The organism is Serratia sp. OS31, assembly GCF_014164835.1.
In the GTDB taxonomy this organism is placed as follows: Bacteria; Pseudomonadota; Gammaproteobacteria; order Enterobacterales; family Enterobacteriaceae; genus Serratia; species Serratia liquefaciens_A.
This window is the reverse complement of the sequence record NZ_JACJFQ010000021.1, coordinates 1-12,797: the sequence shown is the minus strand read 5'-3', so window position 1 is coordinate 12,797 and position 12,797 is coordinate 1. Positions and strand designations below refer to the sequence as shown.

Annotated in this window: 18 protein-coding genes; 4 read left to right on the top strand and 14 right to left on the bottom strand. The window is 53.6% G+C overall.

Annotated elements, in window-relative coordinates; translation table 11 throughout:
* Window positions 1–714: a two-component system response regulator DcuR gene (dcuR, locus tag H5P17_RS17165; protein WP_182824204.1), complete on the top strand. Its 714-nt coding sequence runs from the start codon at window positions 1–3 to the stop codon at window positions 712–714.
* Window positions 715–752: 38 nt separating this feature from the next.
* Here dcuR and H5P17_RS17160 read toward each other — a convergent pair whose 3' ends face one another.
* A complete protein-coding gene (locus H5P17_RS17160; protein WP_182824202.1) occupies window positions 753–1,295 on the bottom strand; it encodes a nuclear transport factor 2 family protein in 543 nt (180 codons plus the stop codon).
* Window positions 1,296–1,315: 20 nt separating this feature from the next.
* Window positions 1,316–2,413, bottom strand: coding sequence for an NAD(P)-dependent alcohol dehydrogenase (locus H5P17_RS17155; RefSeq protein WP_182824200.1), 1,098 nt, complete (start codon window positions 2,411–2,413; stop codon window positions 1,316–1,318).
* Window positions 2,414–2,530: 117 nt separating this feature from the next.
* Between H5P17_RS17155 and H5P17_RS17150 the strand changes: the two genes are divergently transcribed.
* A complete protein-coding gene (locus H5P17_RS17150; protein WP_182824197.1) occupies window positions 2,531–3,463 on the top strand; it encodes a LysR family transcriptional regulator in 933 nt (310 codons plus the stop codon).
* 35 nt (window positions 3,464–3,498) lie between these two features.
* Here H5P17_RS17150 and H5P17_RS17145 read toward each other — a convergent pair whose 3' ends face one another.
* The 7 genes from H5P17_RS17145 to fabV all read right to left on the bottom strand — a co-directional run bounded on the left by H5P17_RS17145 (window position 3,499) and on the right by fabV (window position 7,303).
* Window positions 3,499–3,852 (bottom strand): hypothetical protein, encoded by a 354-nt coding sequence (locus tag H5P17_RS17145; RefSeq protein ID WP_182824196.1) that lies wholly within the window; start codon window positions 3,850–3,852, stop codon window positions 3,499–3,501.
* A gap of 43 nt (window positions 3,853–3,895) precedes the next feature.
* Complete coding sequence (locus tag H5P17_RS17140; protein ID WP_255477946.1) at window positions 3,896–4,204, bottom strand: hypothetical protein; 309 nt, start codon at window positions 4,202–4,204, stop codon at window positions 3,896–3,898.
* Between the two features lie 27 nt (window positions 4,205–4,231).
* Window positions 4,232–4,552 (bottom strand): hypothetical protein, encoded by a 321-nt coding sequence (locus tag H5P17_RS17135; protein ID WP_182824192.1) that lies wholly within the window; start codon window positions 4,550–4,552, stop codon window positions 4,232–4,234.
* A 177-nt stretch (window positions 4,553–4,729) separates the two neighbouring features.
* On the bottom strand, window positions 4,730–4,954 hold the full coding sequence (locus tag H5P17_RS17130; protein WP_182824191.1) for a hypothetical protein: 225 nt from the start codon (window positions 4,952–4,954) through the stop codon (window positions 4,730–4,732).
* A gap of 221 nt (window positions 4,955–5,175) precedes the next feature.
* Window positions 5,176–5,391, bottom strand: a complete 216-nt coding sequence (locus H5P17_RS17125; protein ID WP_026142313.1) for a helix-turn-helix transcriptional regulator — start codon at window positions 5,389–5,391, stop codon at window positions 5,176–5,178.
* A 7-nt stretch (window positions 5,392–5,398) separates the two neighbouring features.
* Entirely contained in the window at window positions 5,399–5,962 is a 564-nt protein-coding gene (locus tag H5P17_RS17120) for a DUF2975 domain-containing protein (protein WP_182824316.1), read from the bottom strand.
* A gap of 141 nt (window positions 5,963–6,103) precedes the next feature.
* Window positions 6,104–7,303 (bottom strand): enoyl-ACP reductase FabV, encoded by a 1,200-nt coding sequence (gene fabV, locus H5P17_RS17115; protein WP_182824189.1) that lies wholly within the window; start codon window positions 7,301–7,303, stop codon window positions 6,104–6,106.
* 148 nt (window positions 7,304–7,451) lie between these two features.
* Here fabV and H5P17_RS17110 point away from each other — a divergent pair, with 148 nt between their 5' ends.
* Window positions 7,452–8,363 (top strand): aminoglycoside phosphotransferase family protein, encoded by a 912-nt coding sequence (locus H5P17_RS17110; protein ID WP_370570046.1) that lies wholly within the window; start codon window positions 7,452–7,454, stop codon window positions 8,361–8,363.
* 43 nt (window positions 8,364–8,406) lie between these two features.
* On the opposite strand, the gene H5P17_RS17105 is transcribed toward H5P17_RS17110, so the two are convergent.
* Complete coding sequence (locus H5P17_RS17105) at window positions 8,407–8,757, bottom strand: DUF4377 domain-containing protein (RefSeq protein WP_041415315.1); 351 nt, start codon at window positions 8,755–8,757, stop codon at window positions 8,407–8,409.
* 316 nt (window positions 8,758–9,073) lie between these two features.
* Between H5P17_RS17105 and H5P17_RS17100 the strand changes: the two genes are divergently transcribed.
* Complete coding sequence (locus H5P17_RS17100) at window positions 9,074–9,610, top strand: DUF4136 domain-containing protein (protein ID WP_255477945.1); 537 nt, start codon at window positions 9,074–9,076, stop codon at window positions 9,608–9,610.
* A 498-nt stretch (window positions 9,611–10,108) separates the two neighbouring features.
* Here H5P17_RS17100 and H5P17_RS17095 read toward each other — a convergent pair whose 3' ends face one another.
* The 4 genes from H5P17_RS17095 to ftnA form a co-directional block, all read right to left on the bottom strand.
* Entirely contained in the window at window positions 10,109–10,450 is a 342-nt protein-coding gene (locus H5P17_RS17095) for a YebY family protein (RefSeq protein WP_020826380.1), read from the bottom strand.
* A 69-nt stretch (window positions 10,451–10,519) separates the two neighbouring features.
* Window positions 10,520–11,401 carry a copper homeostasis membrane protein CopD gene (gene copD / locus H5P17_RS17090; RefSeq protein WP_182824185.1) on the bottom strand — a complete coding sequence of 294 codons (882 nt, stop codon included), beginning with the start codon at window positions 11,399–11,401 and terminating at the stop codon, window positions 10,520–10,522.
* A gap of 3 nt (window positions 11,402–11,404) precedes the next feature.
* Window positions 11,405–11,788 carry a CopC domain-containing protein YobA gene (gene yobA / locus H5P17_RS17085; protein WP_182824183.1) on the bottom strand — a complete coding sequence of 128 codons (384 nt, stop codon included), beginning with the start codon at window positions 11,786–11,788 and terminating at the stop codon, window positions 11,405–11,407.
* A gap of 315 nt (window positions 11,789–12,103) precedes the next feature.
* A complete protein-coding gene (gene ftnA / locus H5P17_RS17080) occupies window positions 12,104–12,622 on the bottom strand; it encodes a non-heme ferritin (RefSeq protein WP_020826377.1) in 519 nt (172 codons plus the stop codon).
* Window positions 12,623–12,797: the final 175 nt, after the last annotated feature.

Genomic DNA, 12,797 nt, shown 5'->3' with positions numbered 1-12,797 from the left:
ATGATTAACGTATTGATTATTGATGACGACCCGATGGTAGCGGAGTTGAACAAATACTACCTGAGCCAGGTAAGCGGCTTTCACTGTCAGGCCACCGTTGCCACGCTGGCGCAGGCACGCGAGTTGTTGGCCGATAGCGAGATCGGTATCGATCTGGTGCTGCTGGATATCTATATGCAGCAGGAGAATGGCCTGGATCTGCTGCCCGGTCTACGCGAACTGGGTGAAAAAACCGACGTCATTATCATTTCCTCCGCCAGCGACGTGGACACGGTGCAACGCGCCTTGCACTACGGCGTGGTGGATTATCTGATTAAACCCTTCCAGTTCGGTCGCTTCAAAGAGGCGTTGAGCAACTACCAGCAGCAGTCGCAGATCCTGGCGCAGCGCGAATTCTCGCAGGCCGATGTCGACAGCCTGCTGCGCCGCCAACCCAACAGCAGCGAAGGCAAGAAACTGCCGAAAGGGTTAACCAGCATCACGCTGAGTACGGTGTGCGAATGGATTGAACAACAGCAGGACGGGGAGTTTTCGACCGACAACCTGGCGAACGCTATCGGCATTTCACGCGTTTCCTGCCGTAAATACCTTATCTATCTGGCGGAGAGCGGCATTCTGGGTACCCGTATTCTCTACGGCACCACCGGTAGGCCGGTCTATCTTTACCAGTTAAAGCCGGACGCGATTGCCATGCTGAAAGAGTATTGCCGCTAGGCGATGCCCCCCGGTGAGGGCCGGGGAGCAAAGGGCCATTACTCCGTTTTACGGATCAGGCCAAAATCACGCAACGCCACGTACGGATCCCAATATTCACGGGCGCTAACTATCTGCCCATGGCTGATAGTTACGATAGCGATAAACTGCTGGTTATACTCGCCGCCGCTTTTTTTGATTTTTCCGTTACTGGTGTATTCAAACACAAATACGCCAGGCTCTGCCGTCACGATTTTATTCCACCCTTTCCAATCGGCGTATTTCAGATCGCCGAGGTACTCACTCATGTTGGTAAAGTAGCGAGTAATATTTTCCCGCCCTTTGGACGCCTTGGAAAAGAAGCTGAAATCCGCCACCGGTGCATAAGGCAGTTCAAATACCCCCTGTGGCGTAAAGTATTTAGCGACATTAGCCGGGGTTTCCGACCAGCCGTTCAGGCTGCGCCAGTAAAACTCAGCGACATCGTTAACGCCGTACCCCGGCTGTAGATAATACAGCCCCTGTTTTTCGATGATATGGTCATTGGCCTGCGCAGACGCACCCATCAGCCCCAGCAGGGCCGCTGAAAAGAGTCGTTTCATATTATTTACCTTATGAGAAATTACATACGAATAACGGCTTTAATGGTTTCACCGGATTGTGAATCCGCCATCGCCTGGTTGATGTCATTCATGGCATAAAAACGAATGAGGCGATCTATTGGAAAGCGCCCCTGTTGGAAGAGCTGTGCCAGCATCGGGATAAATACCGTCGGCGAAGCATCGCCCATAATGGAGCCCTGCACCGCCCGGCCACGGATCAAATGCATAATATCGAGTGGCAAGGACTCTCCCTGCGATACCACGCCGGTCAGCACACATTTGCCATTTTCCGCCAGCACCTGTACTGCATCGGCCATTACGCTCGCGTGCCCGGCGGCTTCAACACTGTAGTCCGCGCCGTGCCCATCGGTCAGTTGATTAAGCACCTCAGCGACATCAACTGTTTTCGGATTTAAGGCCGCGGTGGCTCCCAGCTCTTTGGCTAACGCCAGACGGTTTTCTTTGATATCCACGGCGATAATCTGGCCGCATCCGACTACCCGGGCGGCCATGACCGCTGCCAGGCCTACGGCCCCCAGACCAAAAACCACCAGTGTTGAGCCCGCATGTGCTCGCAGGGTGTTGATGACGGCACCCGCCCCGGTCATAAATCCACAAGCCAACGGCCCAAGGTATTCCAGCGGGACTGTCTTATCGACAGGCACAACGCTGCTGGCATCAACGACCGCATATTGCGCAAAGGAGGACTGGCCGAAAAAATGGCTGTGCACATCACCATTCCCATCATGCAGACTGACCGAACCGTCGGCGCGCTGAGCCTGCCAGTTAAGCGGAACATGTTGGCGGCAATAGGTCGGCATGCCGATACTGCACTTGTCGCAGGCGCCGCAAGAGGCCAATGACAACACCACATGATCACCGGGTACCACTTTCTTGACCCCGGCACCAACTCGCACCACAACCCCAGCCCCTTCGTGACCCAACACCACTGGCGCAGGCACAGGTATGACACCTTTGTGTGCCGCAATGTCGGTATGACACAGGCCGGTAGCCACCAATTTTACCAATACTTCATCAGCACGGGGTTCTCCAAGCTGGAGTTGCCTGAGGGTAAAACCCTGCGCTGCGTTCTCACTGACTGCTGCTGTAATTTCCATATTTTCTCCCACGGTGCCTGACGCTATTGCGTCGATGTGGGGCAGTATAAGATGCACTATTGGGCGCAAAAAGATGCCATACTCTGACTGACTGTTCTCAAATTAAGGACAATGATGATGCAGAAAGGCATATTGAAGGACCTGAACGACCTTTATTATTTTGCACAGGTTGCCCAGTACGGTGGGTTCTCCGCCGCAAGCCGGGCGCTGGATATTCCTAAGTCCAAACTGAGCGCCCGCGTGCTGGCGCTGGAGGACCGCCTTGGCGTATTGTTATTCCAACGCACGACCCGGCGGGTCAAGCTGACAGAAACCGGTGCGCTGTTGTTGAAACATGCGCAGGTAGCAATCAACGAAGCGGAGATCGCCCAAGAGCTGATTGACCAAACTCGGGCAGAGCCTTCGGGACTGGTGCGGATCAGTTGCCCGAAATTGGCCGCCGATGTCCTTCTTTCGCCCTGCTTACCCGCTTTTATGGCCGCGAATCCAGGCATTCAGGTGCAGCTGTTGGCGACCGATAACCGGTTTGATCCGGTAACCGATAAAATCGACGTGGCGCTGCGTCTACGTCAACGTAAAGACATGACCGAAGGCATGATCGCGCGTGAACTGGGGCAAAGCGTGCGTATCCTGGTCGCCACACCGCAGTATCTGACGCAACACCCGCCATTGACCGATCCACAACAGTTAAGTGAACATGGGCTGTTAAGCCTGGTCGACGTGAGCGAAGAGCAAACCTGGAATCTGGATGGCCCCGGTGAAGAAAAACGTGTTGTCCGCGTTCGCCCGCGCCTGATGTGCAGCGAGTGGGGTGTTGTCCGTAGTGCTCTTTACCAGGGGCTGGGTATCGCGATGCTGCCGGATATCACCTGCCACCAGGCACTGATGCAAGGTGAACTGGTACGTGTGTTGCCACAATGGGCCTGTGCGCCACTGATCATGCATGCCGTGTTCCCTACACGACGCGGAATGCTGCCTTCGGTTCGTGCACTGGTGGATTTCCTGGCATTGAACGTACCGCCTCTGTTGCAGAAGGGCGCGGTTAAATAGCACTTCAACACCAGAGTTTCTCCCCACGTCAGGCCTCAACGATGAGGTTTAAAGTTCGGGGAATACATCCCCCGTCCCGGAGGAGCGCAAAGTTTGCCAGGCTGTTGTTTGTTTTTGCCACAGCGGTATTCGCCATACTGAGTTTTAAGCTGCTGCCGGTTCGCCTGCTCGGCGGCGGCACGCTGCCGTTCCAACTCAAGCGCCTTCTCATTGGCCGACGCCACGCCCTCGGCACTCCATACTTTATGTTTCAACCCGCTGCGCTTTTGCTGGTACTCCTCAGAGATTTTGTTATCCAGCGGCTGTGCGGCATGGTATTGCCAGTCAACCGACGCCTGTAATGAGACGCAAGACCACTGCGCCACGCAGGCAAGAAAAATCCGTTTCACTGATAGACTCCCGATATTAAATTCACCTGTTGACCCCAAAAAACTATCTTCTGGCTATGGCACTCTTTCCGACTAAAAACAGCGGCACAGGTGTTGCCCGACATTCACGCGGCAACATGGCGGACTCCAACGCTTTGCGTTCAAGGCGTATCGCGGCAAGCCGCGCCTGTTCCGAACGTAGTTGCTCTACGTACCACAGATGTTGCAACAGCCCGTTAAACCGTAACCGGTAATCCACGGCGCTTTCCCCCGCCTCGAAATCGGCGTGCTGAGCGTGCTTGTCGACAAACGAATAGCAACAAGAGGACGCCAACAGGGCGAGTGCCGCTGTCATCAAAGAGGTCAATTTCAAAAACAAAAACTCCATTAGTGCATGAGGCTAGCAACCGTTGATAAGCAGCGGTTGTTCTTCGCGCGGCAATGCCGAGGGATGCGGTTCACTCGCGGCGGCAGCCTTGCCCCTCTGCCCTTTGCAGGCTTTGCGCTGGGCCAGCGTATTGTCTTCACTTTGCGTCGATATCAGAGGTCGCGGCTTCTCATTGCCCATCTCGTCCCACAAGCCATGAGCCACCTCTTTCAGTTTTTTGCGAAACAGCACCGAAGAGACGCCTTCATACTCCCGCTCATAACGCGCGGCGGAGGCCTGATGACACCAGGGCAACAATAAAAATATGAAAATGACGGGGATGCCTTTTTCCACAATAAACTCCTGTAATAAGGCCCATAATGGCGCTCATTTCCATTAAATAAAGAAAGATATTCAGTGCCATCAAAACAAACAATACGAGGAAATAAACATATTACCCGACAGACAACAAACCCTAATTAAATGAGTGCCATTGGGCTTATAATTCGCAATCAAAATATATTTGGTGAATTAACGATCCCACAATTTTGACCAGTCGATGGTTCCGCCGATACTCGGCCCTCTCTCGTTCAGTACCGCAGAGGCTGACTCTCCGGCGCTGATGCGCTGCCTTTGCTCGCGGGTAGCGGGCTTTGGCTTCTCCCAGCCGGACCCTGAAGATGACAAACCGGGTTGAATATGGCTGCAACCACTCAGCATAATTAATAGTGCCGGGATCCATTGGCGTAATTTCATATATCCTCCTTTAAAATAAACGTTATCGTTAACCGCAGCAAATAAAAAAATTACTTTTTTTAGTTTAATAACCCGTATTCAACCACGGGCAAAGCAAGGGCAGCCTCATTTAATTTAAATAAGGCCGCTAATAATTTAACGTAAAATAAACCTATCCTGAGTGTCGGTAATAAATATCAATTCGTCTATTGACGATATGGCGTGCGGAGCACGCCATCGGGTTAGCCTTCGTTATCCGGTTGCCAGGCCAGAAGATCGCCAGGCTGGCAGTCGAGGATCCGGCAGATTTTGTCTAACGTTTCCAGTCTGACGCCCTTCACTTTGCCGTTCTTCAGCAGGGACAGATTTTGTTCGGTGATCCCCACCTGTTCTGCCAGCTCCTTCGAACGCATCTTCCTTTTGGCCAACATGACATCAAGACTTACTATTATCGCCACTCTATTCTCACACGAAAGAAAGCTGTTCTTCATTCAGCCGCAACGCTTCCAGGAATACCCGGCTAAACACCAGGATTGCGCAGCCAACGATCAGCGAGCGTATCGACTCGCTGTTGACGCCATAATAAATTATTAGCAGCATTTTTTCATTGGCCGTCAGTATCATCACCTGCAACATCCCAGCCAGTGAGGGGAAGAGCACGTCGACAATCAGCAGGATGCCGATGACCTGCAACAACAGCATATTGTTGCGGTGCCACACGTTGCCGCGATAGAACTGGTAAAACAGCCCGGCGCCGCACAGCAGTGCGCTGTAATAAGGCACACAGGAGAACATATCCAACAACAGAGTGGCCACCATAGCCCAACGCTGCTGCGGAACGGCATAGGCGTTCAGTTCCGGGTAATAGTCGCGGTAGGACGCCACGATGCTGTTGAACGCCTCGCCCTGCACCCAGCCCTGGACAATCATAAACATCTCCACGCCGGTGCTGACAATCAGCATCGTCATGATCAACAAACACAAGCAGCGTACGTAAAGCGGAAGGTGGATCCGTGGCACAGCGCCCATAACGAGTTCATCCATAAAAACAGCAATAAGTTATCGTAAAACGATAACTTATTGCTGTCAACGATCAACTGGACTGATGAGCTGTTGGGTGACAGGCGTAAAAAAGGCCGGAAGCCCGGCCCTTTTCAATGCTCGACGGATTTAGACCAGCTCAATCACATCAAACTTAACTTCACCGCTGAGGTCGGCTTCGTAATCAACACCTTGCAAACCAAAACCGAACAGACGCAGGAACTCGGCCTTGTAGCCCAGGTAATCGGTCAGTTCGTTGATGTTGCTGTCGTCGATTTGTGCCCAGATTTCACGGCAGGTGTTCTGCACGTCGTCGCGCAGTTCCCAGTCGTCCAGACGCAGACGGTGCTTCTCATCGGTATCCGGCGCGGTGCCGCTGTACAGTTTGGTGGCGAACAGACGCTGGATCTGCTCGATGCAGCCTTCGTGGATCCCCTGCGCTTTCATGATTTTGAAAACGATGGAGATATACAGTGGCATGACCGGGATAGCGGAGGAAGCCTGAGTCACCACCGACTTCAGCACGGCAACGTAAGCCGCGCCGCCTTTGGCCTTCAGTTTCTGATCGATGGACTGAGCCGCACGATCCAGGTCTTCTTTGGCTTTGCCCAGCGTACCGTGCCAGTAGATTGGCCAGGTCAGATCGGTACCGATGTAGGAATAAGCCACTGCCTGCACGTTGTCCGCCAGCACGCCGGCTTCTTCCAGTGCGTCCATCCACAGTTGCCAGTCCTGGCCACCCATCACTTTGACGGTGTCGGCAATTTCCTGCTCGTTGGCCGGCTCAACCACGGCTTCAACCAGCACGTCTTTGTTGGTGTCGAGCGCCACGGATTTGTACGGTTCGCCGATAGGTTTCAGCGCAGAGCGCACCACTTCACCGGTTTCCGGCATTTTACGCACCGGCGAAGCCAGCGAGTAAACCACCATGTCGATCTGGCCCAGATCCTGTTTAATCAGGTCAATGACCGTTTGGCGGCATTCGTTGGAGAACGCATCGCCGTTAACGCTTTTCGCGTACAGGCCTTCTTCTTTAGCTGCCTTGTCAAAACCGGCAGAGTTATACCAACCGGCAGAACCGGTTTTGCCTTCGCTGCCCGGCTTTTCAAAAAATACGCCGATAGTGGCCGCACCGCTGCCAAAGGCGGCATTGATACGTGACGCCAGGCCGTAACCGGTGGAAGCACCGATCACCAGCACTTTTTTCGGCCCGTTTTTCAGTTCGCCACGTGATTTAACGTAGGCGATTTGCTCACGGACATTGGCTTCACAACCTGCCGGGTGAGCGGTAGTGCAGATAAAACCACGAATTTTAGGTTTGATAATCATAGTAATTTTTTCTTGGTAGCTAAAAACCGAAGGACAATATACCTGATTTTATCAATATACTTAAGCTGGGTGCATGGCAGAATTGCAACAAGCCCAGTGAGCAGACCAGTCTCACGCCTTAAATTTCAGCCTTAAAGGAAGTGCGCACGTGAGTTTTATCGCCAAATTACACGCCGACGAAGTGGATATTGATCTCAACCTGGTGACTTCCATGCTCGCCAGCCAGTTTCCGCAGTGGGCGGCTTTGGCGATAACGCCGGTCGCTATTGCCGGCACCGATAACGTGATGCTGCGGCTGGGCGACGAGCTCTATATTCGTCTGCCGCGCACGCCGTCGGCTGCGGCGGCGCTTGAACGGGAAAACCGTTACCCGCCGTTGCTATCCCGTTATCTGCCGGTCCCAGTTCCCGTTCCGCTTGCGCAGGGTCAGCCCCAATCAGGCAACCCTTTTAACTGGTGCGTCGGCCGTTGGATCAAGGGAACAATGCCGGTTTGCGGCGAAGGCAGCCACGCGTTGGCGCAACAGCTGGGGGAATTTGTCCACGCGCTGCATGCCATCCCTATTACCGATCCTGAGCTGCAAAAGAGCCTGACCTCCTATCGCGGCGGCCCGCTTGGTGCCAGAGACGCCCTCACCCGCAGCGCGATAGCGCAATGTGCTGACTATCTCGATACGGATATTCTGCTGCACGTGTGGGAAACCGTTAGCCAGATACAGGAGAACAGCGCTGGCCCATGCTGGATCCACACCGATATCCAACCGGGCAACCTGCTGATCAACGAAGGTAAGTTGGCGGCGGTGATCGACTGGGGTGGAATGGCGATTGGCGATCCGGCGGTGGATTTGATTGTCGCCTGGAATTTATTGAGTCAGGACAACCGCAAGTATTTTAAACTCGCCGTGGATACCGATAAAGCCACCTGGCTGCGTGGCCGCGCCTGGGCATTGTCGATTGGCGTGATTGCGTATGCGTATTACGTTGAAAAAGATCCTGCGTTGGCGCGGACTTCGCGCTATCAGATTGAGCAGGTGGCGACGGACGTTGGGTTATCGCTTTGAGGTTATCAGGTCAGGACATTCGGCCCCGACCTGCATACGACTATCAGACCTTGTTCTTTTCCAACTGCTCGACTAGCGTATAGCGCAGCGAAGAAGCGTCGGCCGGGACGTTTTCCAGTTCGGTCACTTTAACCTTCAGGCGGTAGCGGTAGCCGGGTTCGAAGGTAAAGCCTTCGATCTGGCTGTAAAACATTTCCCACTGGCCCTGCACAGAGTGACGAACCTGCATGCATTTCATTGGGGCAACGCCCATACAATCTACCAGCGCGCTGTTAACCAGCAACACTTCCGTATGATCTCCGTCTTTATTCACGGGTTGGCTCACTTTCGCTCCCTCCTGGCTGCAGCCGGCGAGGCCGACTAAGGCGATAAATAACAACGCTTTGATTTTCAAAGTAATGCACCATTGAGACTTTAGGTGGGCCGATAGTAACAAAGCCACTGCCACCGCGGCCAGCGGCATGTTCTTAATTTTCAGGCGCGTTAAGGTTGAACGAGCCGAAACTCCAGCTTATTACTACAGGCCTGAGCATTCGCGGCCCGAATCGCCTGATGCCCCCACGGAACACAAATACCCCTGCTCTTTCTGGCGCGAACGTTACGGCTTTTTCGTTCACGCGGCCCACCCAGCCCATTCCTGCTGGCCAGATTTGCCAAGCCCACCTTCTGGGGCTAAGTTTATGAAACTAATAATCCTGAAGGGGTTTTCTATGCGTCCGCTTTCTTGCCTTTTGCTCGCAAGTTCCTTGGCGTTATTGTCGGGCTGCGCCAATCAGCCGCAGGTGACCAGTGACTACGACCACAGTGCTAATTTCAGCCAATACCATACTTATGGCTTTGCCCCAGAGGCTGCAGGCCAATACCAAACGCTGACGGGTAAGTATATTCATAGCGCCATAGCGCAACAGATGGAGCAACGTGGCTATACACTCAGTGCATCCCCAGACCTGTTGGTTTACAGCAGCGCAATGAAGCAAAACAAAGTGCAGGTGAATGATGCCCCGGTTCCTGTTGGTCGCAGAGGTTATGCAGGCTGGGGCGGCTATAACCAAACCGTTTGGAGCTATACCGAAGGTACCCTGACGGTGGACCTGGTGGACAGCAAGAAGAAGCAGCTGGTCTGGCGCGGAACCGCCAGCGACACGCTTAATTCAGACGCGCAACCCGCCAGCCAGGCGCAGATCCAACAGGCGGTAACCGCGCTGTTTGCCGCTTATCCCTTCCGGGCAGGAGCTGCAAGCCGCTGATGGTTTTGAGTCATCAGCAGGAAAACCCAATCCCCCTCGCAAGCCCTATTTAGACCAATAGGGCTTGATGTATCTGTTGCACTCTTAAGCTCACAGATCACCGCTTTATCCCCCAACACCTCTCGTCCCCCTCGTAGCTATCATGCAAAAAGACGATCTTTCCTCTGTAGCGCGTTTTGTTATTGGGATTTGAGCTTGGGGAAAGCCGGGGTTGCAGCTTATTTTTCTAATTGCAGAAAATTAACTGATAAATCAAACACAAAAAAAGACCGAATACGATTCCTATATTCGGTCTAGGGAAATGGCTCTTGGGAGAGAGCCGTGCGCTAAAAGTTGGCATTTTGTGCAAGGCTTGTTCAGCCGTGCACTTTAAGAGTAGCTTACCGCGCTATTTTTGCCAGCCAGCTGCACGGCCGGTGATAGTTTCATTACGGAATTAATTTCGTGCAATTCTTCATCACCGGTTAACCTCACACTAAGCCATTGGGGGATAAGTGATTAGTTCGCGCAGAGCTTCTCGGCGCGTTCGCGGTACGGCTCAACACTCATCTTATGGCCCGGATTGGCGGCGTCATCGAGCAGGATCACGTCCAGCGGTTGAGCGCGTTGCTGCCCTGCTTTCACCTGCGCTTCTGCGGCCGCGTTAAGCGGGTACTGCATCAGCGTGCTGTTGTTGAGCACGAACAACGCACCGCCGCTGCGGCACTGCAGCGTCACTTCTTCTTTGGTGAACGCCCACTGCTTGCCGTATTCCAGCTTGGTGATGTTCACCAGTTGATCTGCTGCCAAAGCACCGGTCGCGGTTGCCAGCAGCGTCATGCCAAGTAATACCGATTTCATGTTATGGCCTTAGGGTTGCTATTTGATTCAATTTTCCCGCAGTTTGGGGGCATCCGGCAAGCCGGAATGTTATACTGGCGCATAGGTTGCAAATAAACTGACCAGCAGCAGCACCGCCGCCCCTAGCCCCAACTCCGCCCAGCAGGCAAGCACCAGCCCGCGTTGCGCCAGCCGTGGCATGCTGCTCATCGCCGGGACGACGGCGTAGCGGTTGGCTAACGCCACCATGACCATCAGCGCCACCAGCGCGGTTTTGAACAGCAGCAGGCGCTGGTACGGAGAATCTACGTCCAACGGCCAACTGCCGAGAATGATCAAACTGTTGATCACGCCGGTCAGCAGCACCAGCGCTACCGCCAGGTGTCCCCAGCGCGAGAAGCGTATCAATGTGGTCACCGCGTCGCAGCGCCACTGCGGTTGGGCCAGATAGCGCAAACAGACCAGCAGCGGCAACAGGCTGCCAAACCAGTACCCGGCCGCCAGCAGGTGCAGCGCGTGATTGAAACGATGCAGTGCGCCAAGCCCCCCGCCATGCATCGCCGCATGGCCGATAAACGCCATGCTGACCAACAGCAGTGTGGAAAGCAGCGCCAGCAGTTGCGTACGGCGTGGCTCGGCCAGCCGCAGGCTCAGCAACGCCAGCATTGAAATGCCCAGGTGCCAGCGCCAAACCTCGCCAAAGGTGGTGCCCAGTACTGCCCACCACACGTCCAGCCGCCAGGTATCTGCCCAGCCGTCCCCCATCTGCCCGGCCTGAATAGCCAGCAACGCAATAGCGGAAAGCCCGGCAAACCAGGTGCAAGAGACCAACAAAGGACGCACATCACGGGTGAGATACGGGGAAAGGCGCTGCGGCGACAATAAGGCGGTGAATAAGCTGGAGCCAAACATCAGCATCACCGCCGCAAAGTGCACAAAGCGACACAGGACAAACAGGGTCGCCAGAGTCATGGGTCAGTTTACGGTGAAGCTGTATTGGCCCTTGGTTTTATGACCGTCGACCGACACCACATGCCAGCTGACGTTATATTTGCCTGCCGCCAGATCGCCTTCGATAGGCAGATTGACCTGGGTATTGTTGTTCGCATCGAGCTGCAGCTTGCCGGTTTTCACTTCGGCGTTGTCTGGGGCGGTGATTTTAATGCCGCTGAAGTTGGGCTCAATACCCTCGGAGAAATTGAGCGTCAGCACCTTGGGTGCCGGACTCACGCTGGCATCTGCCGCCGGCGTTTCAACTTTTAAATGGGCATGCGCCAGCGCCTGCTGTGACGACAGCCCGACAAACAGCACAAAAATGGTGGAAAGCAGGCGATAAGAAGTCCGAATTTTACCGATCACAGTGATATCCCTTAAAGCAATAATCGAGGGTGATAAGGGGCCAGGCTAACCGCCAGGGCGATGTATCAGCAGCCCAACCCACCGCAGATGATTGCGCCACGGGTAAACAGAATTATGGGAGTAACCCCCTGTTTTGACTCTCAACCTTCCCTGTAGCGTATCGCGTCAAATGATAACGAGTGTCATTATGCAAGTCGAGCAGAACGCTGGCATTTTGCGATCCAGTAGCACATATCGCTGTAAAACCGCGATAAATGCAGGGCATAAAAAAACCGCGCACCGGCCAACGCCGATACGCGGTTTTCTACAAAAGGATTAGGCCTGGCCGTTACCGTTTTCGCCGGCCGCACCCATTTTCTTCAGATCTTTATCAATGAAGAACAGGGCATTGCCGCTGTTGCCCACCAGCGCCAGTTTATCCAGCACGGATTTGAACAGCTTCTCTTCTTCGTGCTGCTCGGCAACATACCACTGCAGGAAGTTGAAGGTTGAATAGTCATGAGCGGTCATTGCCGCGTGCGCCAGTTCGTTGATCTGGCGGGTGATCAGTTGCTCATGCTCGTACGTCTGTTGGAACACCTCTGCCAGGGAACCAAACTCAACCGGCGGCGCGGCGATGGTGCCCAACAGCGGCAGTGCACCGGTATCGCTCAGGTATTCAAACAGGCGCTGCATGTGCTGCATCTCTTCCTGAGAATGTTCTTTAAGGAATGCCGCGGCACCTTCAAAGCCTTTATCGCTGCACCAGGCGCTCATTTGCAGATACAGGTTGGCAGAGTAGAACTCCAGGTTCAGTTGCTCATTCAGCTTTTTGGTCATTTCAGGCGTCAGCATAATCATTCCTTTATTTTGCAGGTATCAACTTAATTTTTCCGCATTATGCCCTGACGAAAACAAAATAAACACACCTGATTTACATCATCGATGATTTAATTTTAAATTAAAATAAAATCAAACGGTTATGCAAAACACCAATTATTCATTTAAATAATTATGATAACTATTTCCA